This is a genomic window from Kitasatospora sp. NPDC002551 (assembly GCF_040296005.1).
In the GTDB taxonomy this organism is placed as follows: Bacteria; Actinomycetota; Actinomycetes; order Streptomycetales; family Streptomycetaceae; genus Kitasatospora.
Genome location: NZ_JBEOWI010000087.1, coordinates 1 through 21,701, shown reverse-complemented (window position 1 = coordinate 21,701; position 21,701 = coordinate 1). Strand labels below are relative to the sequence as shown.

General features: G+C 74.9%; 14 protein-coding genes and 1 pseudogene. 11 read left to right on the top strand and 4 right to left on the bottom strand.

The window, feature by feature from the left end; all coding sequences use genetic code 11:
- Positions 1 to 96 precede the first annotated feature (96 nt).
- The 3 genes from ABT093_RS38160 (at position 97) to ABT093_RS38150 (ending at position 6,484) form a co-directional block, all read left to right on the top strand.
- The gene (locus tag ABT093_RS38160) at positions 97 to 870 is read left to right on the top strand and encodes a glycerophosphodiester phosphodiesterase (RefSeq protein ID WP_350572083.1); all 774 of its coding nucleotides are present in this window, start codon (positions 97 to 99) and stop codon (positions 868 to 870) included.
- Positions 871 to 1,460: 590 nt separating this feature from the next.
- Positions 1,461 to 1,790, top strand: coding sequence for a Pepco domain-containing protein (locus ABT093_RS38155; protein ID WP_350572082.1), 330 nt, complete (start codon positions 1,461 to 1,463; stop codon positions 1,788 to 1,790).
- A gap of 20 nt (positions 1,791 to 1,810) precedes the next feature.
- Positions 1,811 to 6,484, top strand: a complete 4,674-nt coding sequence (locus tag ABT093_RS38150) for a caspase family protein (protein WP_350572081.1) — start codon at positions 1,811 to 1,813, stop codon at positions 6,482 to 6,484.
- A gap of 51 nt (positions 6,485 to 6,535) precedes the next feature.
- Here the strand turns inward: ABT093_RS38150 and ABT093_RS38145 are convergent, their stop codons facing one another.
- Entirely contained in the window at positions 6,536 to 7,159 is a 624-nt protein-coding gene (locus ABT093_RS38145) for a dihydrofolate reductase family protein (RefSeq protein WP_350572080.1), read from the bottom strand.
- Between the two features lie 121 nt (positions 7,160 to 7,280).
- On the opposite strand from ABT093_RS38145, the gene ABT093_RS38140 reads away from it, so the two are divergent.
- Positions 7,281 to 8,243: a D-2-hydroxyacid dehydrogenase family protein gene (locus tag ABT093_RS38140; protein ID WP_350572079.1), complete on the top strand. Its 963-nt coding sequence runs from the start codon at positions 7,281 to 7,283 to the stop codon at positions 8,241 to 8,243.
- Positions 8,244 to 8,350: 107 nt separating this feature from the next.
- Here the strand turns inward: ABT093_RS38140 and ABT093_RS38135 are convergent, their stop codons facing one another.
- The gene (locus ABT093_RS38135; RefSeq protein WP_350572078.1) at positions 8,351 to 9,943 is read right to left on the bottom strand and encodes a M4 family metallopeptidase; all 1,593 of its coding nucleotides are present in this window, start codon (positions 9,941 to 9,943) and stop codon (positions 8,351 to 8,353) included.
- A gap of 163 nt (positions 9,944 to 10,106) precedes the next feature.
- On the opposite strand from ABT093_RS38135, the gene ABT093_RS38130 reads away from it, so the two are divergent.
- Positions 10,107 to 10,538: a GNAT family N-acetyltransferase gene (locus ABT093_RS38130; RefSeq protein ID WP_350572077.1), complete on the top strand. Its 432-nt coding sequence runs from the start codon at positions 10,107 to 10,109 to the stop codon at positions 10,536 to 10,538.
- A 72-nt stretch (positions 10,539 to 10,610) separates the two neighbouring features.
- Positions 10,611 to 11,957: an ATP-grasp domain-containing protein gene (locus tag ABT093_RS38125; protein WP_350572076.1), complete on the top strand. Its 1,347-nt coding sequence runs from the start codon at positions 10,611 to 10,613 to the stop codon at positions 11,955 to 11,957.
- A gap of 52 nt (positions 11,958 to 12,009) precedes the next feature.
- Here the strand turns inward: ABT093_RS38125 and ABT093_RS38120 are convergent, their stop codons facing one another.
- Both ABT093_RS38120 and ABT093_RS38115 read right to left on the bottom strand, forming a co-directional pair.
- Entirely contained in the window at positions 12,010 to 14,136 is a 2,127-nt protein-coding gene (locus ABT093_RS38120; protein WP_350572075.1) for an AMP-binding protein, read from the bottom strand.
- Positions 14,137 to 14,342: 206 nt separating this feature from the next.
- Positions 14,343 to 15,788 carry a condensation domain-containing protein gene (locus ABT093_RS38115; protein ID WP_350572074.1) on the bottom strand — a complete coding sequence of 482 codons (1,446 nt, stop codon included), beginning with the start codon at positions 15,786 to 15,788 and terminating at the stop codon, positions 14,343 to 14,345.
- Between the two features lie 439 nt (positions 15,789 to 16,227).
- On the opposite strand from ABT093_RS38115, the gene ABT093_RS38110 reads away from it, so the two are divergent.
- From ABT093_RS38110 to ABT093_RS38090, 5 genes and pseudogenes are all read left to right on the top strand, one after another.
- On the top strand, positions 16,228 to 17,085 hold the full coding sequence (locus tag ABT093_RS38110; RefSeq protein ID WP_350572073.1) for an ABC transporter ATP-binding protein: 858 nt from the start codon (positions 16,228 to 16,230) through the stop codon (positions 17,083 to 17,085).
- Between the two features lie 335 nt (positions 17,086 to 17,420).
- On the top strand, positions 17,421 to 18,560 hold the full coding sequence (gene efeO, locus ABT093_RS38105; RefSeq protein WP_350572072.1) for an iron uptake system protein EfeO: 1,140 nt from the start codon (positions 17,421 to 17,423) through the stop codon (positions 18,558 to 18,560).
- Between the two features lie 136 nt (positions 18,561 to 18,696).
- Positions 18,697 to 20,022, top strand: a complete 1,326-nt coding sequence (gene efeB, locus ABT093_RS38100) for an iron uptake transporter deferrochelatase/peroxidase subunit (protein WP_350572071.1) — start codon at positions 18,697 to 18,699, stop codon at positions 20,020 to 20,022.
- A 56-nt stretch (positions 20,023 to 20,078) separates the two neighbouring features.
- A complete protein-coding gene (gene efeU, locus ABT093_RS38095) occupies positions 20,079 to 20,930 on the top strand; it encodes an iron uptake transporter permease EfeU (RefSeq protein WP_350572070.1) in 852 nt (283 codons plus the stop codon).
- Between the two features lie 220 nt (positions 20,931 to 21,150).
- A pseudogene (locus ABT093_RS38090) lies at positions 21,151 to 21,606 on the top strand (hypothetical protein); the annotation flags it as partial.
- Positions 21,607 to 21,701: the final 95 nt, after the last annotated feature.

Here is a 21,701-nt window from a genome sequence, read left to right as displayed (position 1 = left end):
ACCACCCGCCTGACCGCCAGCCCCGACAAAGTCGGGCAATACCTCCGCCCGAAACCGCCTGCGGCGGCCTAAATCAGTATCGAACGCCCTCTCAGGGTGACCGCGCTCGCCCCGGGCGCCTTCGTCCGCCAGCCGGGCGCGCCGCTCACCGTGTTCGCCCACCGCGGCGCCTCCTCCGCCGCGCCCGAGAACACCCTCCTCTCCGACGAGGTCGCCCGCCGGGCCGGCGCCGACTGGATCGAGAACGACGTCCAGCCCAGCCGGGACGGCGTGCCGTACGTGGTGCACGACGACACGGTGAACCGCACCACCAACGGTGCCGGCCGCGTCCGCGACCTGACGGCCGCTCAGCTGGACGGCCTCGACGCCGGCGCCTGGTTCGCCCCCGCCGCGGCCGGCGCGCGCGTGCCGAGCCTCGCCGCCCAGCTCGACGACCTTCGCACCCGCGGCGGCAGCCTGCTGCTGGAGATCAAGGGCCCGCACACCCGCGACGAGGTCGCCCGCATCGTCAAGGAGATCCGCGACCACGGCATGACCGGTCGGGTCCTGGTCCAGAGCTTCGAGGTCGACGCCCTGCGCCACACCCGCGAGCTGGCCCCGGACCTGCCGCTCGCCCTGCTGCGCGGCGAGCTCGACGCCGACCCGGTGGCGGTCGCCCGCGGCCTCGGCCTGTCCGCCTACAACCCCGCCGACGGCGCCCTCGCGGCCCGCCCCGGCGTGATCGCGGCCCTGCACGCGGCCGGCGTCGCCGTCAACGTCTGGACGGTCGACGCCCCCGCCCGCTGGAAGGCCCTGGACGCCGCCGGAGTCGACGGCATCATCACCAACCGCCCCGCCGAGCTGGCAGGCTGGCTCTCCGCCCGCCCCTGAAGCCTGGTGCGGAGGCCGGGCGCGGGCAGGCGCACCTGTGCTCCGACCTGCCGGTCCACGGGGCTTCGGGCGAGGTCGCGCAGACGGTCGGCGGCCCGCACCGAGCGGTGCGGACCGCCGACCGGCCGCACGCCCGACTCCTGGTCGACTACCACGTCCGGCAGGCCGTGGCCGACGGCCGCACCGTCGCCCTACGTACCGGGAGTGCCGCCTGCGCTCGCCCTCGTCGAACAGGGCGAGGAGTTCCGCGACGCCCAGGACCTCGGCCTCCGGGGCTGGGGGCGCCTCCGGCTCTCCGAGCGCGGACTCGCCGTCCACCTCGCCTGCCTGCGCAGGAAGCTCGGCCGGCACTGGGTCGAGAGCACCGACCGGGGTCACCGCCTCGGCCGGCCCCGACACCCCGCGGACCGACGACGGAACGATGACAGACCGACGGCGGACCGACGACGGACCGACCAAAGACTGACGACACGTCAATTCGACCTCCCGATTCGGGAGATCGACTTCAACCGGCCGGCCCGGAAGGCTATTCTCGCCCTGCGGCGCACCGGGGTGGGCCTGGAACACTGATCACCGTGGGTGGGGGAAGCATGGCGGACGAACCGGAGAGCACCGAGCTGGACTCCCTGGAGTTCTGGGTCACCGAGGACGAGACGAACGACGGCGACACCATGGGCCTCTTCGGCCGCGACCGCGAGGCCGTGCTGCGCCGGGTGCCGCTCGGCGCGCTGCGCACGAATCTCACGGAGACCGTCGACGCGCTGCAGGCGCTGTTCGAGCGGATCGCGGAGCGCGGCGGCCCGATGCCGCTCAAGGAGGTGCAGTTGAGCTTCCAGGTCTCCGCCTCCGGCGGCGTGCAGCTGATCGGCAGTTCCCAGGTGCAGGGCACCCGCGGGATCACCTTCGTCTTCGGCCACTGACGCCCGACGGGCCGGGCTCGATGGCTGGGTTCGCCGCGCTGCTGATCGGGGCCGGCGACTACACGCTCGCGGGTCTCACCCCGCTGCCCTTCGTCGCCCGGGACCTGCAACGGCTGGGCGAGGCCCTGCGGGCCCGGGGCTTTCGGGTCGCCCTTCCCCGGGCGCACGGCCAGGTGGGCGCGAACTTCGTGAACGGCGAGGTCGGCCAGTTCCTGCGGAACGCCCGGCGCGGCGAGACGCTGCTGATCTGCCTGAGCGGGCACGGGCTGTCCGCCGAGGGGCAGGACTACCTGGTCCCCGAGGACGCGCACCCCGGGGTGGAGCCGTTCTGGTCCGGCTGCGTCGCCCTCGACTGGCGCAGCGAGATCGAGAACACCCCCGCCGCCCAGGTGCTGTTCCTGATCGACGCCTGCCGGGAGGGCGTCCGGCAGGACTCCATGGGCGGCACCGTGGGCTGGGGAGCCAGGAAGGCTCTCGCCGTGGCCGGCCGGAAGGTCGCCCACGTCTACGCCTGCTCGCCCGGCGGGTTCGCGCTGTTCGTCGCCGGCGGGCCGCCGGGGCGGAGACCGGACGACGGCTCGTTCAGCCTCTTCTCGCGCGCGGTCCTGGAGACGCTGCTCTCGCACGAAGGGCCGCTCACCCTGGAACAGCTGAGGGTGCACACCCAGAGCCGGATCGAGGACCTCCACGAGAAGCACCGGAAGAAGGGCGGTCCGCAGAGCATCCGGGTGCTCACCGACGCCGACCACGCGCAGTTCGTGGTCGCCGGCCCGGCCCGGGTCACCGCTACCCCCGCCCCCGTCACCCCCGTCACCACCCCCGCCGCCGACGGGAACGGGCGGGAGCCGGTGCTGCAACCGATGTCCGTCGTCGCGCCGACGGACCCCCAGGACACCCGGGTCCTGCTGGCCGCCGCCGTCCACCAGGCGGTGACCGGCGGCGGCACCGGCCTCCTGGCGGAGTTCGCCGCCGTCGGGAGCACGGCCGAGCTGCTCCAGCTGAGCTCCCAACTGGACATGGCCCCCGGGGCGTCCGCCGCGATGTGGGCGGCGGCGGCCGTCCGGCGCCCCGTCGGCCCGCTGATGGAGCTGGCCGTCGCGCTCTGCCGCACGGGACACACCGAGGTCGCGGACCGGTTGATGGGCGCGGCGGCCGTCGAACGCCCGGCGGACGAGCTGCTGCTCGCCCTCACCGCCGCCGGCCTGCCGCCCGACACGGACGAGCTGCTGCGGACGGCGCTCGTCCGCGCGCTGGCCGGACTGCCGGCGCAGGCCCTGGTCACCTCCGTGCTCCGCCTGCACCGGGCCGGACTCGCCCTCACGGTGGCGCAGTTGCTCGCGGAACCGCGCCCGCCGGAGGACCTGCCGCCGCTGCTGACCGCACTGGACGGCGAGGGCCTGGTGGCGGAGGCCGACAAGCTGGTGCTGAGGGCGTTCGGCGCGCGCGGTTACGCGGAGGTGGACCGGCTCTTCGAGGTGCTGTCCCGGGCCGGTCAGGCCGGCCGGCACGCCGCGGCGCTGACGGCGCTGGCGGCGGGCGAGGCGGCCGGGATCGTCGAATGGCTGGCGACCGGGGGAGCGCGGGAGGGCTTCGAGGAGGACGCCGCCTTCGTGCTCCGGGCCGCCGTCGCGCAGCGGCCGGACTGGTACCTGCTGCCGGAAGCGCTGCGCGCGGCCGGACTCCGGCGCCACGTCGGCCTGGTGCACGAGGAGGGCGCCCGACTCGAACCGCCGGCGGTGCGCAGGGCGCTGGAGCACATGGTGGCCGAGGGCGCCGAGGAGGATGCCAGGGCCGTCGTGGTCCGGGCGGTCAGGCCGCTGCGCCCACGCCCGGCCGCGGCCCTCGTCGCGCTGCTCCGCGGCCGGAGGACGGCGGGGCTGTTCCTCCCCGCCCTCGTGGCGGTGTGTGAGGAACCGGCGGCCCTGGTGGCCGAGTTCCTCACGCACGTCGGAGCAGGCCCCCTCGGCGGCGAGGGGAGCGCCGGCGGCCTGCTCGATGCCGTCGTGCCGGTGCTGGCGGACCGGTATCCTCCGCACGAGGCGGCGGCGTTGTGCGAGGCCCTCGACCGGGACGGCCGCCACAGCGCGCTCGCCGTCGAGGTCCGGGAGGCGCTGGTCCACCGCAGGCCGCCCACGGACCTGCTGGCCGTGGCGGCGGCGACGCCGGGCCCGGTCCGGTTCGCGTTCCTGCGGCAGATCGTCGCGGCGCCCCGGGGCCCGGAGCAGCTGGCCGATCTGCTGGCGATGCCGGGCCACGAGGGTCTCGGGCCGCTGCTCGGCGTGCCGGTGGCGTTGGCCGTCGTCGCGGAGCACGACGACGCGACACTCGGCGAGGTCCTCGGCGCACTCCTGGCGCGGAATCGGTCGGTCGCGGCGGATTCGTTGCTCGAGGCTCTCGCCAGGTGCCCGGACCCGGCCCGGCCGGCGCGGGCCGCGGAGTGGCTGGAGGAACGGGGGCAGCACCGGCGGGCCGCCGAGCTGCTCACCACGGCCGCCGAGGGGCGGAGCGCGGAGGGGCTCGCTTCCCTCGTCGAAGCCCTGGGGCACTCCCCGAACCGGGATCTCGAACGGCGCTTCCTGGACGAGGTGGTCATGCGCCGGCCCGTCGCGGAGCTGGTCGCCCTGGCCGGGGCACTGCTCTGGATCCCGGGACGGGGTCGGCGACTGACCGGGCTGAGCGTCGGCATCCTCGCCCTGGCGGTCGACCGGCGCTCGCCCGTGGAGGTGGCGCTCCTGCTGGTCGCCCTCGACGGGGCCCGGGGCCCGGGCGGTCGGGATCTCGTCGAGATCACGGATCTGGTCGCCGGGTACCTCCGGAACCGGTCGGTCGAGGAGAGCGGCGCGCTGCTCGGACACCTGGGTGCCGTGAGCCCCGGTCACCAGCCCGGCGAGGGGCTCGTCCGCGCTCTGCGGGCCAACGCGCCCCGGCTGCTCCACGCGGCCCGGGCGACCGGGGACGAGTCGGGCACCCGGTACGTGCTCGGCGCGCTCGGGGGCGACCCGTCCCTCCGGGGCGAGGAGTTGCGGGACCTGTTGGAGGAACTCCACCGCAGCGGCGGAGCCCGTGAGGCCCGGCTGCTCCTCGACCGGGCGGCCTCCTCGCCGGCGGTCATGGCCGAGCTGATGACGGCGTTCCCGGAGAGCGAGACGCGTGGCGGGCTCTACACGCAGGTCTGGCGGGCGGCGGCGGGCCGACCGGTGGGGGAGGTCGCCGCGGTCCTGTGGTGGCTTCGGCGCGCGACGCCGCGCAACCTCGTGTTCGCCGGGCTGTTCGCGACGTCCGCCTCCCGGCGGCGGTGCCGGTCGCTGCTGATCGCCCTGCTCGCCGGGGGGCAGCGAGCCGTGGCCGACATGGTGCTCCAGGCCGCGCCCTGGGTGACCGGTTCACCCGGCGGGGCGCCCGTCGGTCAGCACGATCCGGCGGTGCGGGCGCTGTTGGAGGAGCTGAGCGGTTTCCTCCTCGACGCCGACTCCGGCCGGATCACGGACGGCCTGCGCGAGTTGCGGTGGCGCGGGGCCGAAGAGCTCGCGTTCCCGCTCCTCCGCCGGCTGGCGTGGCACCGCGACGCCCCGGCGCTCTGGGTGAGCCTGCACGAACAGGGCCTGTACGGGTACGCGACGGCGTTGCTGGCCCTCGCCCCGCCGCGTGTCGAGGCGAGCGGCTGGTACCGGCTTCTCCCGCCGCTCACGCCATCCGACCGGCCGGCGCTCCTGGCGGAGGCCGGCGCGGACCTGCCGGTGCCCGTGCTCGTCGCCGAGGCCGCGACCGAGCGGGCCGCCCTGCTGGCGGCGGTCGTGCACCGCCCGCCACAGGAGGCCGCCGGCATCCTGGTCGAGCTGGCGGACAGTCCGGCGCCGCCACTGCCACCGGCCTGGGGCGCTCCGCCGTCGGATTCGGCGCAGAAGACCGAGGAGCTGAAGGAGGCGCTGCGGACCGGCTTGCGCAAGGTGCTGGCCGCGGCCCGGCCGGTGGACGAACTCCTGGAGGTCCTGCGGTCGTTGACCCGGTTGCAGCGCTCGGAGGAGGCGCGCCGGCTGCTCGACGAGCTGGTCTCCGGCGAGCCGGTGGCCAGGGCCGTCGAGCTGATGACGCAGCCGCCGGAGCGGGCCGGGCACGCGCTGACGCCGCTGCTCACCGAGGCAGCGCTGGCGCACGGCACGGCGGCCGAACTCCTCGCCGGGCTGCTGCGCGCGGGGCACCCGCGGAGTGCGGGGCGGATGATGGACGCGATCGCGGCCCGGGAACCCGGCGGCGAGGTGGCGGCGGAGCTGGTGGTGGGCCTGGCCGGGGCCGAGGTGATGCCGCAGGTCCGCAGGCGCTGGACGGCGGGCTACCTCCGGGGCCGGGAGCCGCGCGAGATCGACCGGTTCCTCAAGCACCTGGAGCGTGCCGGGCTACGGGACGACGCGCTGGCCGCCTACCGCTCGCTCGAAGACGAGGACCGGGAGGCGATGACGGAGTTCACGAGGGCGGAGGTCGAGCGGAACGCGCGGCTGCACGCCGCACTGATGCCGACCTCGCCGCACCCCGCACCGTCGCCGCACCCCGCACCGCGGCCGCCCGCCGGGGAGCCGCCCGCCGCGCCGCCCGACCGGGCGCGGCCGGCACCCCCGGCCGCGGCATCGCCGGGCCCCGCACAGCCGGAGGGCTTCTTCTCCCGGCTGGCCCGCCGCCGTCGCTCCGGCGGCCGGTGAGCCGGGCGCCGAACCGCCCGGGGAGGAGGACCCCGCCCCGCCGGACCGAGGCTAGAACGTGCCGAAGCTCGCCGGCCCCGCCGGCCGGTAGGTGTGGGCGGTGACGCCGGACGGCGTGGTGCGGGTGTCGACGAGGCGGAAGGCGGTGGGCGGGCCCGCCTCGGGGAAGAGGCGGTGGCCGGTGCCGAGCCGGACCGGGGCGGTGACGAGGTGGTACTCGTCGATGACCCCGCGCGGCATCAGGGCCCGGGCGAGCGCGCCGCTGCCGTGGATCTGGATCTCGGTGTCGCCCAGCCGCTCCTTGAGCGCGGCCACCTCGCCGGGCAGGCCGCCGGGTCCCGCGCCGGTCAGCACGGTGGTGTTGTGCCAGCCGGGGTCGCGCAGGGTGGTCGAGGCGATGTACTTGGGCAGCGCGTTGAGCGGCGCGGCGATCGGGTCGGCGGGGTCGGTCACCTTCGGCCAGTAGCCCGCGAAGATGTCGTACGTCCGGCGGCCCAGCAGGAAGGCGCCGGCGCGGCCGATCACGCCGTTCATGAGGGCGCCGAACTCCTCGTCGGCGAACGGGAACAGCCAGCCGCCGTGGGCGAAGCCGTCCTCGCGGTCCTCGTCCGGCCCGCCGGGGGCCTGCATCACGCCGTCGAGGGTCAGGAAGGTGGTCAGGACGAGCTTGGCCATGAAGGGTCTCCCCGCTCGGATGTCGCCCCCACCGGGACCCAAGATCCCAGACCGCCGCCCGCGGCGCCGCGGCGCCACGCCGGTGGGACGGCGCGTGAGCGGGTCTGGAAGAGTGCGGGGCATGAGACTTCGCTGCGCAGTGCTCGACGACTTCCAGGGTGTCGCCACCACCATCGCGGACTGGTCGCCGGTGGCCGACCGGGTGGAGGTCGTGGCGTTCCGCGAGCACCCCGCCTCGGAGGACGAGCTCGTCGCGGCGGTGGCGGACTTCGACATCGTCGTCACGCTGCGGGAGCGGATCGCCTTCCCCGCCCCGGTGTTCGCCCGGCTGCCCCGGCTGCGGCTGCTGGTCGCCTCGGGCATGCGCAACTCGGTGATCGACCACGTGGCGGCCCGCGCGCACGGGGTGACGGTCTGCGGGACGGCCAGTTCGTCGACCCCGCCCGTGGAGCTGACCTGGGCGCTGCTGCTCGGGCTGGCCCGCGGGCTGGTCGAGGAGAGCACGGCGCTGCGCGCCGGCGGGCCGTGGCAGAGCACGGTGGGCGCCGACCTGGCGGGGCGCCGGCTCGGGCTGCTGGGCCTCGGGAAGATCGGTGCCCGGGTGGCCCGGGTGGGGCTCGCGTTCGAGATGGACGTGGTGGCCTGGAGCAGGAACCTCACCGACGAGCGGGCGGCGGAGGCGGGGGTGCGCCGCGCCGGGTCCAAGGAGGAACTGCTGCGCGACAGCGACTTCGTCTCCGTGCACCTGGCGCTCGGCGAGCGCACCCGGGGACTGCTGGGCGCGCCGGAGCTGGCGCTGATGAAGCCGGAGGCGTACCTGGTCAACACCTCGCGGGCGGCGATCGTCGACCAGGACGCGCTGCTGGCCGCGCTCGCCGGGGGCCGGATCGCGGGGGCGGCGGTGGACGTGTTCGACCAGGAGCCGCTGCCGGCCGGCCACCCGGTGCGCACGGCGCCCCGGCTGCTGGCCACCCCGCACCTGGGGTACGTGTCGCGGGACAACTACCGCCGCTACTACGGCGAGGCGGTGGAGGACATCGCGGCGTTCCTGGCCGGCGCGCCCGTCCGGGTCCTCGGCGGCTGACGGCCTGCGGTCCTTCCGCCCTCGCTGACGGCCTGCGGCGCGTCCCCCCAGCTGACGGCCGGTGGCCCGCCCCCCCGGGGAGGGGACGGGCCACCGCTGCCGGGCCGTCAGGCGACCGACACGGCGCTCCACGCGGCGGCGACCGCCTTGTACTCGGTGCCGTTGAGGCCGTACAGGTCCCTGGCGGCGTTCAGGGACGCGGCGCGCGCGCCCTTGTAGTCCGTGGTGGACGTCATGTAGACGGTCAGCGCGCGGTACCAGATGGCGGCGACCTTCTGGTTGCCGATGCCCGCGACCGTCGAGCCGTTGCAGGTCGCGCTGTTGTAGGTGACGCCGTTGACCGTCTTGCTGCCGCTGCCCTCGCTGGCCAGGTAGAACCAGTGGTTGCCGACGCCGGAGGAGTTGTGCACGTCGAGCTGGCCGACCTTGCGGCTCCAGCAGTCGGCGGAGCGGCCGTCCAGCGAGGGCTTGTCGAAGCGGCGCAGCCACGGCGGGGTGGACTGGTCGCTGAACAGGTAGTCGGGGGTGTCCACGGCGTTGTGGGCGTACCACTCGACCATGGTGCCGAAGATGTCCGAGGTGGCCTCGTTGAGGCCGCCGCTCTCCCCGCTGTAGCGGAGGTTGGCGGTGGCGCTGGTGACGCCGTGGGTCATCTCGTGGCCCATGGTGTCGAGGTCGACCTGCTCGGGGTCGGTGGTGCCGTCGCCGTCGCCGGTCATCATGCAGAAGCAGCTGTCGGACCACTGGGCGTTGTCCCAGTTGGTGCCGACGTGCACGAAGACGGTGGCGCCCTTGCCGTCGTTCCTGATGCCGCTGCGGTTGAAGGTGTTCTTGTAGTAGTCGTACGTCCAGGCGGTGTTGGCGTGGGCGTCGACGGCTGCGGTGGCGCGGTCGGTGGAGAACTTCCGCCCGTCGCCCCAGACGTTGTCGGCGTCGGTGTAGAGGGTGCCGGAACCCGCGTTGAGGCCGTTGGCCGAGACGTTGTGCGCGTCCTTGGTGACGTGGCCGCGCAGCGGGTCGATCAGGGCGTAGCCGCCGCTCTGGGCGGTGGTGTCGATGGTGATGTCGCCGGTGTACTCGGAGTGGCCGGTGCCGCTCGCCCCGTGCTCGGAGTCGTAGGCCTCGATCTGCTCGCCGGTGGTGGCGTCGGTGACGACGACGCGGCCGGCCGGCTGGCCGTGGTCGCCGGTGCCCTGGACGGTGGTGCGCCAGGCCAGGCGCGGGGTGCCGTCGGCGGCCCAGACGACGAGTTCGGGGCTGCTGGTGGCGTTGCCGACGCCGGGGGCGGCGGCCAGGGCGCGGCCCGCGGTGAGCTGCGCGGGGACCTTGGGGACGATGCTGCGCACGGCGGCGTCGTGGGCGGCCGCGCGGGAGGAGTCCTTGAGCCGGCCGCGGGCGTCCTGGTGGACCACCAGGTCGCCGCCGACCACCGGCAGGCCGAGGTAGGTGCGGTCGAAGCGGACGTGCTGGGTGCCGTCCGCGTCCAGCACGACGTCCTTGACGACGAGGTCCTGGCCGTCGGCGAAGCCGAACACCGCCGCGTCGCGGGCGACGTTGGCCCGGGCCTGGGCGATCGCGGCGTCACGGCCGGTGGGGGCGGCCGAGGCGGTGCCGGCGGTGACGGTGGCGGCGACGAGGGCGGCGGTGGCCGCTATGGCGCCGGCCGCGAGGCGGCGGCGGGACGAGGAGGAGGGGCTCACTCTGACTCCAGTCGGGGATGCTGCGTGGTGCAGGGATGAGGGATGCGAAGAGATTGACGGTGATCAGTCAGTCGGAGCTAGAGCAAACGTCAGATTTTTGCCAAGTTGTGTCCTGTACTGATCAAGAGTGATCAGTTGTGGGCGGCCTGTTTACGCTCGTGCCATGACGACCCCCCAGCCCCCGGCCCTCGACCTCCTCTGGCGCGGCGACTTCGACGACCGCGAGCTCGACGCCCTGCACGCCGCCGCCTTCGGTGGCGCGGGCGGCCCCGACGGCGCGCCCACCCCCTGGCGCGCCCGGCTGGAGCGCCACAGCCTCGGCTGGGTCTGCGCCCGCCCGGCGGCCGGCGGCCCGCTGCTCGGCTTCGTCAACATCCTCTGGGACGGCGGCGTCCACGCCTTCCTCCTGGACACCGCCGTCGATCCGGCCGCCCAGCGCGGCGGCATCGGCACCCGGCTGGTCGCCGCCGCCGCCGAACGGGCCCGCGCGGCCGGCTGCGCGTGGCTGCACGTCGACTTCGAGCCCCACCTGCGCGGCTACTACCTGGACGCCTGCGGCTTCCGCCCCACCGACGCCGGCCTGCTCCGCCTCTGACGGACCCCCGCCCCGGCCCCGGCCCCCGCGCCCCGGTCCCCGCCCCGGCCGCGCCTCCCGTACGCTCACGGGATGGACGGATGGGTGGGGGCCTGGACCGGCGGGCGGCGCGCCGTGCACATCGGCAACGTCGCCGACTTCAACGAACAGTTCCTCCCGGAGGACGAGCGCCGGCAGCCGGACGCGGACCGCCGCGCCCGCCGGCTGCGCCAGGCGCACCACTACGCCGGCCTGGCCGTCGCCTACGGCCCCGACCCCGCCGCCCTGCTGCTGCCCGCCGAGGTCGACCGGGCCTGGATCGACCTGCTCGCCCGCGAACTCGACTGGGGCCCGGTCGAGTCCCACACCGGCATCGCCCCCGGCACCACGGTCGCCGAGGCCCTCGCCGCCCGCCCCGCCCTGGCCGCACGGCTCGCCGCCGGCCCGGGCCCGGTACTGCACTGGGGCCGCACCGCCGCCCACGGCGACGGGCCGGAACTCGCCGCGGTGCGCCGCTACGAGTCCAAGGCCGCCGCGCACGAGCTGTTCACCGCCCTCGCCCCCGGCCACCCCGGCATCCGGGTGCCCCGCCAGGAGCCCGCCGACACCCCGCGCCGGGCCGCCCGCCGACTGGCCGTCCGGGCCGCCCGGGGGCTCACCACCGTGCTCAAGTCGCCCCACGGGGTGGGCGGTTACGGCACCGCCGTGGTCACCCCGGCAGAACTCCTGGCGGCCGGCGGCGCCCGGGCGCTGCTGCGCCGCCTGGTCCGCGAGGACGTGCTGCCGCCCGGCGGCACCCTGCTGCTGGAGGAGTACGTGGACGCCGGCCAGGCCGGCTCCGGGCGGCTGCGCGACCTCACCTTCGACGCGGTGATCGGCGCCGACGGCCGGGTCCACCCGGTCGGCGTCGGCGAGATGGCCGTGGACGGCACCCGTTACCAGGGGGTGACGGTCGGTCCGGGCGTGGTGCCGCCCGGCGCCGCGGCCGTCGCCGAACGGTTCGGGCTCGCGGTGGGGGAGCGGCTGGCCGCCGCCGGCCACCGGGGCTGGTACGACGTGGACTTCGTCACCGACCGGGAGCGCCGGCTCGCCCCGACCGAGACCAACCTCCGGCTCACCGGCCCGGCGGTCGCCTTCGTGCTGCGCCACCGCCTGGACGAGGTGCGCGGCCCCGGCCACCTGGTCCGCACCCTGGACGCCATGCCGCTCGGCGCCCGCCTCCCGCAGGAGGCGCTGTTCGAGCACCTGGAACGGCTGCGCCCGCGCTGCGCGCGGCTCGGCGCGACCCTGCTGCCGCTGATCGTGACGGCCGGCTACGAGCCCGAACCGGCCGTCGGCCTGGCGCTCGCCGCCCGCGCCGCCGAGGCGCTGGACGCGGCGCAGGCCCTGCTCGGGGCGGCCCACCACGCGCTGGGCCGGATGTTCGAGGCGCTGCGCTGACCGCCCGCCGACCGCCCCACCGACCGCCCCACCGACCGCCCCGCAGGCCGGCTCAGCCGGGCTCCTTCGGCCGCCAGACGAGGAAGCGGACCACGACCGCCGCCGCGACCATCAGCGCCACGTTGAAGACGTAGACCAGCCACACCTCGGTGGCCCACACCGTCCGGTCGGCGGTCCGGTACAGGTTGTCCTGCGGCCACCAGGCGGCCAGCAGCCAGACCACCGACAGGTGGGCGGCGAACGTCAGACCGCGCGGCCGCCCCAGCCGCCCGAGCACCCCGGAGCCGGTGAACAGCCAGGCCGCGCCCAGCCCGAAGGACGCCCACTCGAAGAGGTACAGGAAGCGGAAGAACACGTCGTACGGGCCCGGAACCGCCGACACGTCCGTCGAGCCCGGCCACAGCGACCCGGTGAACAGCCAGGCGGCCACCGCGAACGGCACCGCCGCCGCCAGCAGCGCGCACCCCGGCTGCGACTCGGAGGCGAGCGGGCCCCCGCCGCCGGCCGCCTTCCCCCGGTAGCCCTTCCCGGAGCCCGCCCGGCGCGGCGCGGCGTGGTCCGAGGGCGCGGGCAGCGGCAGCGCGCCCCGGTCGAGCTTGCCGGCCCGGGTGCGCGGCAGGTCGGGCAGCGGGACGACGGCGGCCGGCGCCTCGCCGTCCGGCAGGTCGGCGGCGAGGCGGGCGGTGAGCGACCAGCCGTCGGTGTCCGGTGCGCCCGGGTCGGTCACCGCGTACCCGACCAGCTCCCGTCGCCCGGGCGCCACCTCCACCTCGGCGACGGCCGCCTCCCGTACTCCGGGCAGCACGCGCAGCCGCGCCTCGGCCCGGACGGCGGCCTGCACCCGTGCGGTCACGGAGCGGGCGGAAGCCGGCCCTTCGCCGCTCCCCAGCACGCTCGCCGCCCGGCCGACGAAACGCAGCGTGCCGTCCGCGGCGAGCCGGCCGAGGTCCCCGGTGAGCAGCACCCGCCCGTCCGGGTCGAAGTCCGCCCGCGCGAAGCGTCGCGCGGTCTCCTCGGGCCGGCCGAGGTAGCCGCGGCCGAGGCCCGGTCCGGCGAGCGCGATCTCACCGGTCGTGCCGCCCGCGACCGGGGTGCCGTCGGGACCGAGCACGTACACCCGGGCGCCCGCGAACGGGACGCCCACCACCGACTCCGAATCGCTGCCCGGCGGCTCGTCGTGGCCCAGGAGCTCGAAGTACGTGCTGTCCACGGCGGCTTCGGCCAGCCCGTAGACGTTCACCACCCGGGTGCCCGGGCCGAGCAGCCGTCGCAGCGCCAGGTGCTCGTCCGGCCACCACTTCTCGGCGCCGACGGTGAGCAGCCGCAGACCGGGCAGGCCCTCCGTGCCGCCCGTCGCGGCGAGGTGGGCGGTGAGGCGCCGCGCGGTGCGCACGTTCAGTTCCAGCAGGGTGATCCGCTCGGCGGCCACCAGCGCGGGCAGGTCGGCGATGTCGGCGCTGCGGTCCAGCGTCAGGTTGCGCGGGGCGACCACCAGCGTGGCGCCCGAGCACAGCGCGCGCACCCAGTCGGCGGTGAAGACGTCGAACTCCAGGCTCGCGGTGCTCAGGACCCGGTCGGCGGGGGAGAGGCCGTAGGCCTCGCGCCACCCGTGGTGGACGGCCAGCAGGTTGCGGTGCTCGACCACCGCGCAGCGCGGCGCGCCGGTGGTGCCCGAGGTGGTGAACACCACCGCCGCGTCCTCGGGCCCGATCGGCACCGGGGGCGGCCCGGCGGGCAGCGCCGCGAGCCCGGTGGCGGCCGAGTCCACGCAGACCAGTGCCGGAGCGCCCGCGTCGGTCAGCCGGATCCGGTGGATCTCCTCGGTGACGACCACGGCCGGGGAGGCCTCGTCCAGCACGTGCCGCAGCAGCGGGTCCGGCGCGCCCGGCTCCAGCGGCACGTACGCGGCGCCGGTCTTCAGTACGGCGAGCAGGGCGACGTACACCTCGGTGCCCCGGCCGATCGCCACCGCGGCCCGCCCGCCGGGGCCGAGCCCGAGGCCGGCCAGGTGGCGGGCCAGCCGGTCGGCCCGCGCGTCCAGCTCACCGTAGGTCAGCTCCCGGCCGGCCCACCGGACGGCCGTCCGCCCGGGGGCGCGCCGCGCCTGCTCCTCGAAGCGTCCGGCGAGCGTCCCGGCGCGTCCCGCCCCGGCCCCGACCGGTTCATCCGTCCCTGTCATGCCCGCCCCCTCCGGCCCGTCCCGCACCGCTTCCACGCTTCCCCGCACCGTCCCGGTTCCCCGATCCTGCCGCCAACTCCCGGGCGGGGACAGGGGCGTGCGGGAGCGGATCCGGTGTGCGGGCGTCCGCGCGGTCAGCGCAGTCCGGGTGGTCCGTGCGGTCCGGGTGGACTTCGCCGGCGCCGGCGGGGCGCGGGAGGGCGCGGTCAGGCCCGCAGGAGGATGTCGGGCATCGCCCTGGGGCTCGCCACCACCACGGGAGTGGCCAGCACCCGCAGGGTCTCGCGCAGGGTGCGCTGGAACCGGTCCATGGTCCGGTGGGCCTGCGGGGTGTCGATGTAGATCGAGTTGACGTGCAGACCGGCGGTGTCCCGCTGGAACCACGAGGTGCTGCCGTTCACGCGCGACGCCCACACATGAGCCGTCGGCCGCCACAGCGGGTGGTGCTCGGCTCCCGGGCACTTCCTCATGTCGATGTAGGAGACGAAGTTCACCGGGAACGGCCAGCAGCGGCCCGTGAAGTGCTCCGGCGCGAGGAGTTCCCAGGCCCGGATGAAGGGCACGTCGATGCTCTCCATCATCGCCGTGAACCCGTCCCGGACGCCCGTGACGACCTGGGCGAAGTCGAGGTCCCGGGCGACGGAGAACTCGATGGGCAGGGTGTTCACGAACCACCCGAGGGAGTCCCGCCAGGTGCCCCGGCCGCGTTCGCTGAGCGGCATCAGCGCCCGGTAGAGGTCCGGGCCGCCCTCGTCCCGCAGGGCCATGGCCACCGCCGCGAGCAGCCCCATGAACGGCTTGCCTCCCACAGCCCGGCACCGGGACTCCAGCGCCTCGGCCTGCCGGTCGTCCAGCAGGGTCGCGGTCTCGTTGACCGGCCTGTACAGCCGGCCGGGCTCGCCCCCGAGGTCCAGCGGGAACCGCGGGAAGACACCGCCGTTCCGGCCGATGAACGCCCTCCAGTACGCGAACCGGTCGTCGTCGACGCCGATGGACGCGTAGGACCGGCGCTGCTCGCGGGCGAACTCCATGTAGCTTCCCGGCGGCGGGAGGACGGGCTCCTCGCCACGGCAGTGGGCGGCGTACGCGACGTGGACGTCGCGGACCACGTTCGGCATCGACATGCCGTCCGACACGATGTGGTCGAAGGCGAGGTACACCGTCGTGGAGCCGTCGTCCCGCAGGACGGCCCCCATGATGTACGGCGGCCAGGCCATCGTGTCGATGCCCTTCTGGAAGCTGTCCCCCAGGAACGCGAGGATCTCCCGGGAGGTGTCGAATTCACCCAGGTCGACGGCTTCGAGTTCGATGCCGTCGGGCCGGTGCACGGCGTAGGACAGGTTCCCCGGAACCCGCTGGAACTCACAGCGCAGGACGTCGTGCCGCCGCACCAGGAAGAGCAGCGCCGACTCCAGCGCCGCGCGGTCCAGCGTTCCCGGGATCTCGAAGGTGACGGCGAGCCAGGAGGCCAGGGGCTCACCGGTGTTGCGGGATTCGTCGATCAGCGAATGGTGCTTGTCCTGATTGAACGACGCACTTCGCCGGTTCCGCTTCCCGTGCTGGTCGGCGCAGGCCGGGTCCGACGGGCTGATGCGCCACTGGACAACGCGCCCCGGCGCGATATCGGCCGTTTCCAAAGGGACTTGGCGCATGGTGGTTCTCCTCCGGGACGAAGGGGCGGTCTTCTCGGATCGGTCGGGCGGTGAAGCGGGCGGAACGGGTTTGTCCGGCAGCTTCCCCTGCGGCCGTGTGCCCCGGACTTGAACGCCCGGCAGGCGCGGCGAAGAAGGTCCTTCCGCCGTTCTGCCAACGGGGGGGATCGCTTTGTGTGCCCGATGCACTGCAGAGCGTAGCGCCGGGTGTTCGACACATTGTTGACCGGCTCGCCGCGTTCCCCGGCGTGCGGCCCCGGCCGGCGCGACCGCACGGGATCCGTCGCGATCCGTCGCGATCCGGTGCGGTGTCCAGCGCGCGGACGCCCCGGCCGCCGGCCGGCCGGCGGTTGTACTCTGCGCGCGGACGGTCCGCGCCGGCCCTCCGGTGCGGTGCCGTGCCCGTGACCCTGTCCCGGAGTTCCAGGAGGCCGCCCGCATGAGCACGCCCGACCCGCGCACCCCGTCCGAGCAGGACGCGGCGCCGCGGTCCGCCGCCGAGCCGCTGCTGCGCACCCGGGCCGTCGACGTCGTCCGCGACGGGCGCCACCTGCTGCGCGGGATCGACCTCGTCATCCGCCCCGGCGAGCACTGGGCGCTGCTCGGCCCCAACGGCGCCGGCAAGTCGACCCTGCTCGCCCTGCTCGGCGCCGTCTCCCACCCCACCCGCGGCGCGGTGGACGTGCTCGGCCGCCGGCTCGGCCGGGTCGACGTCCGCGAGCTGCGCGCCCACCTCGGCCACGTCAACCCGCGCCACCCGCTGCGCTCGCCGCTGACCGTGCGCGAGGTGGTGCTCACCGGCACCACCGGCACCATCGAGCCGGACCTGAACCGCAAGCCCTCCCCGGAGGAGCTGGACCGGGCCGACCTGCTGATCGACACCCTCGGCATGGCGGCGGCCGCGGAGTCCCCGTGGACCACGCTCTCGCAGGGGGAGCGGGGCCGGGCGCTGGTCGCCCGCGCGCTGATGCCCAGCCCGCGGCTGCTGCTGCTCGACGAGCCCGCCACCGGGCTCGACCTGACCGCCCGCGAGCTGCTGCTGGACAGCCTGGACCTGCTGCGCCACCAGCACCCGGAGCTGGCGAGCGTGCTGGTCACCCATCACCTGGAGGAACTGCCGGAGTCCACCACCCACGCGCTGCTGCTGCGCGGCGGGGAGAGCGTCGCGGCCGGGCCGGTGGACGCGGTGATGACCACCGGGCTGGTGAGCGCGACCTTCGGCCACCCGATCCGGATCACCCGGCACGAGGGCCGCTGGACCGCCCGGGCCGCGGCCCGCCGCACTCCGGAGGCCTGAGGGCGAACGGGCGGCGGACCGGCCGTGAGCCGGCCGCGGATCGGCGGTCGAGGGGGGCGCGCACCGCCAGGTGCGCGCCCCTTTACCACTTCTTTGCTCTCTTCGCCACGCCCTGGCGCGCCCCCGATGGCCGGAAATCGTCGGTGAACGGACCGCCGGGCGGCCCTCGGCCCGCTCTCACCTGCACCGTTTCGTGACCGACCCCGGTGTAGACGGCAAAATCCGATATCCCTAAGGTATGCCTTAGCTAAGTGGGCGGGGCGCCGACGGCGCCATTGCTCCCGCCCGAGTTCAGCCCTGCCCTGAAACGCCCTGCCCCGACCGCTGGAGTCCGCATGTCCGCCCGTCGTTCCACCGCAGCCACGCTGCTCACCCTCGCCGTGGCGACCGCCGCACTGGCCGGCTGCTCGAAGAAGGACGACAAGGCCGCTGCCGACGCCGTCAAGGTGAACGCCACCGACACCGCCTGCGAGGTCTCGAAGACCAGCTTCCCGGCCGGTCACGTCGTGCTCGACATCTCCAACAAGGGCTCGAAGGTCACCGAGGTCTACGTCTACGACGGCGACAAGATCGTCACCGAGCGCGAGAACATCGGCCCGGGTACCAAGGCGACCATCAACGCCGAGATCAAGGCCGGCTCCTACGAGATCGCCTGCAAGCCGGGCATGGTCGGCGACGGCATCCGCCAGAAGATCACCGTCACCGGTGACGGTGGCTCGGCGGCGGCCCCGGCCGACCCGCGGCTGACCGCGGCCGTCACCGCCTACCGCGCGTACGCCCAGGAGCAGGCCGACGCCACCATCCCGGCCGTCGAGGCCTTCGCCGCCGCGGTCAAGTCCGGCGACCTGGACAAGGCCAAGGCCCTCTACGCCCCCTCGCGCACCGGCTGGGAGCGCACCGAGCCGGTCGCCGAGAGCTTCGGCGACATCGACCCGAAGACCGACACCCGCGAGGACGGCCTGGAGCAGGGCCAGGAGTGGACCGGCTGGCACAAGCTGGAGAAGTCGCTCTGGGCCGACGCCGCCATCGGTGACGCCGAGAAGAAGCTCGCCGACCAGCTGGTCGCCGACCTGAAGGACTGGCAGAAGAAGATCCCCGAGGCGGAGATCACCCCGACCAGCATGGCCAACGGCGCCAAGGAACTGCTGGACGAGGTCGCCACCGGCAAGGTCACCGGCGAGGAGGAGCGCTACAGCCACACCGACCTGGCCGACTTCGTCGCCAACGTCGAGGGCGCCAAGAAGGCCTACGAGCTGCTGAAGCCGGTCGCCGGCGAGAAGGACCCCGAGCTGGCCAAGACGCTGGACTCCGAGTTCGCCGCCATCGAGACCCTGCTCGCCAAGTACAAGCAGGCCGACGGCACCTACACCTCCTACGACAAGGTCACCGAGACCGAGCGCAAGACCTTCTCCGACGCGGTCAACTCGCTGGCCGAGCCGCTGTCGAAGCTGGCCGCCGCGGTGGTCGTCAAGTAACGCCCGCCGCCCGGTGCGCGCCCGCCCGCGGCGCGCACCGGGCACCGTACCGCGCACCACCCCGTACTCCGCCGTGGCGGCCCCCGTGGCCGCCACGGCATCCGCGAGTCCAGCACAGAGAAGGGTCCACCCGCCCATGGACGCCGAGAACCAGCAGCAGAACGGGACGGACGCCGGCCACGGCACCGCCGCGGACGCCGACACCGCCCCCGCGGGCCGCGCCGCGGTCAGCCGCCGCGCCGTGATCGGCTGGGCCGGCGCCGGTGTCGCCCTCGGCGCGGCCGGCGTCGGCTCGGTCGCCGCCGCCACCCGCCAGGACGACGACACCCCGGCGGCCCCGGCCGCGGCCACCGCCGACATCCCCTTCTACGGCGACCACCAGTCCGGCATCGCGACCCCCGTCCAGGACCGGCTGCACTTCGCCGCCTTCGACGTCTCCGCGACCGCCACCCGGGACTCGCTGGTGCGGATGCTCAAGGAGTGGACCAAGGCCGCCGCCGCGATGACCGGCGGCCGCGAGGTCGGCAGCGGCGCGGCCAGCGGCCTGCCGGAGGCGCCGCCGGACGACACCGGCGAGGCCCTGGGCCTGCCGGCCTCCCGGCTGACCCTCACCATCGGCTTCGGCCCGAGCCTGTTCGAGAAGGACGGCGTGGACCGCTTCGGCCTGGCCGGCAAGCGCCCCGAGGCCCTGATCGACCTGCCGAAGTTCAAGGGCGACAACCTCGACCCGCAGCGCAGCGGCGGCGACCTGTGCGTCCAGGCCTGTGCCGACGACCCGCAGGTCGCCGTGCACGCGATCCGCAACCTGGCCCGGATCGGCATGGGCACCGTCAACATCCGCTGGTCGCAGCTGGGCTTCGGCAAGACCTCCTCCACCACCCCGGAGGCCCAGACCCCGCGCAACATGATGGGCTTCAAGGACGGCACCCACAACATCGCCGGCACCGACACCGCCAGGCTGGCCGAGCACGTCTGGGTCGCCCCCGGCGAGGGCCCGGAGTGGATGACCGGCGGCTCCTACCTGGTCGCCCGCCGGATCCGGATGCACATCGAGACCTGGGACCGCGCCCCGCTCAAGGAGCAGGAGGACGTCTTCGGCCGTACCAAGGGCGAGGGCGCGCCGTACGGGCGGACCAAGGAGCACGACGCGCCGGACCTCAAGGCGATGCCGGTGGACGCGCACGTGCGCCTGTCCCACCCGGACTCCAACGACGGCCGGATGATCCTGCGCCGCGGCTTCTCCTTCACCGACGGCACCGACGGTCTCGGCCGCCTCGACGCGGGCCTGTTCTTCCTGGCCTACCAGCGGGACAGCCGCAAGGCGTTCGTCCCGCTCCAGCAGCGGCTCGCGGCCTCCGACGCGCTGAACGAGTACATCCAGCACGTCGGCTCGGCCCACTTCGCCTGCCCCGCGGGCGTCCGCAAGCCCGGCGAGTGGTGGGGCCAGGCCCTCTTCGGCTGAGGCCGACCCCCCACCCGTCTCGCCCGTTCCACCTCTTCACCCCCCAGGGAGCCAGCGTGTTCGCCAACTACCTGATCGGCCTGCGCGAAGGACTCGAAGCCAGCCTGGTCGTCTGCATCCTCGTCGCCTACCTGGTCAAGACCGGGCGCAAGGACCGCCTTCCCCCCGTCTGGGCCGGCGTCGGCGTGGCCGTCGGCCTCAGCCTGGCCTTCGGCGCCGTGCTGCAGTTCGGCTCCACCCAGCTCAGCTTCGAGGCCCAGGAGGCGCTCGGCGGCACGCTGTCGGTCATCGCCGTCGGTCTGGTCACCTGGATGGTGTTCTGGATGCGCCGCACGGCCCGCCACCTGAAGTCCGAGCTGCACGGCAAGCTGGACGCCGCCCTCGCCATGGGCACGGGCGCCCTGGTGCTCACCGCCTTCCTGGCGGTGGGCCGCGAGGGCCTGGAGACCGCGCTGTTCATCTGGACCGCCGTGCAGGCCACCTCGGACGGCTACAACCCGATCATCGGCGCGGCGCTCGGCCTGCTGACCTCGGTGGTGCTGGGCTGGCTGTTCTACCGGGGCGCGCTGAAGATCAACCTGGCGAAGTTCTTCACCTGGACCGGTGCCATGCTGGTCGTGGTCGCCGCCGGCGTGCTCGCCTACGGCGTGCACGACCTCCAGGAGGCCGGCTGGCTCGGCGGTCTGCACAACCTCGCCTTCGACATCTCCTCGACCATCCCCAAGGACAGCTGGTACGGCACCCTGCTCAAGGGCGTGTTCAACTTCCAGCCGGACCCGACGGTCCTCCAGCTGGTGGTCTGGCTCGCCTACCTGGTGCCCACCCTGGCGTTCTTCTTCGGGATCCTCGGCGGCGGCCCGGCCAAGCCGGTCGCGCCGAAGGCCGGCGAGGCCAAGTCGGCCGCCTGAGCGAACAGTTCACGCCTTCGCGGCACCCCCGATCGCCCCGCCCGGCCACCCGCCGGGCGGGGCGACCGGCGTTTCCCGGCGCCCCGGCGGCTGACGCGGGGTCAAAGTTCACCTCGCGGCTCTACCCGCGTAAACCCCTTGGGTCCCATGCTGGTTGGCATGCCCGGGCCGGTTCCCGCCCGGGGGCTTTCCCCTGCCCTCCTCGACCCAGGAGTCCCCCATGTCCGCGAAGTCCGCCATACCCGCGCCCCGCCGCACCCTGGCCGCCGCGCTCGGCGCGCTGCTGCTCGCCCTCACCGCCCTGCTGACCGGCGCCGGCACCGCGCGGGCCGCCCTGCCGACCCCGGTCTCGGCCGCCACCGCCCGCGGCTACCTCGCCTCGATCGCGGTGACCGCGGAGTCCCACACCACGACCTACGACCGCGCGCTCTTCCCGCACTGGATCACCGTCTCCGGCACCTGCAACACCCGTGAGACGGTCCTCAAGCGGGACGGCGGCAACGTCGTCACCGACGCCAACTGCGCCGCCGTCAGCGGCAGCTGGTTCTCGGTCTACGACAACGCGACCACCACCACCGCGTCGGGCTTCGACATCGACCACCTGGTGCCTCTCGCCGAGGCCTGGCGCTCCGGCGCCTGGGCCTGGACCACCGCCCAGCGCCAGGCCTTCGCCAACGTAATCTCTGGCTCTACCCAACCGTCTGGCATGTGAGCCAACTACGCTGATGCTCACATGCCTAATGAGTATCAGCAGGGACTCCAGTGACGTCA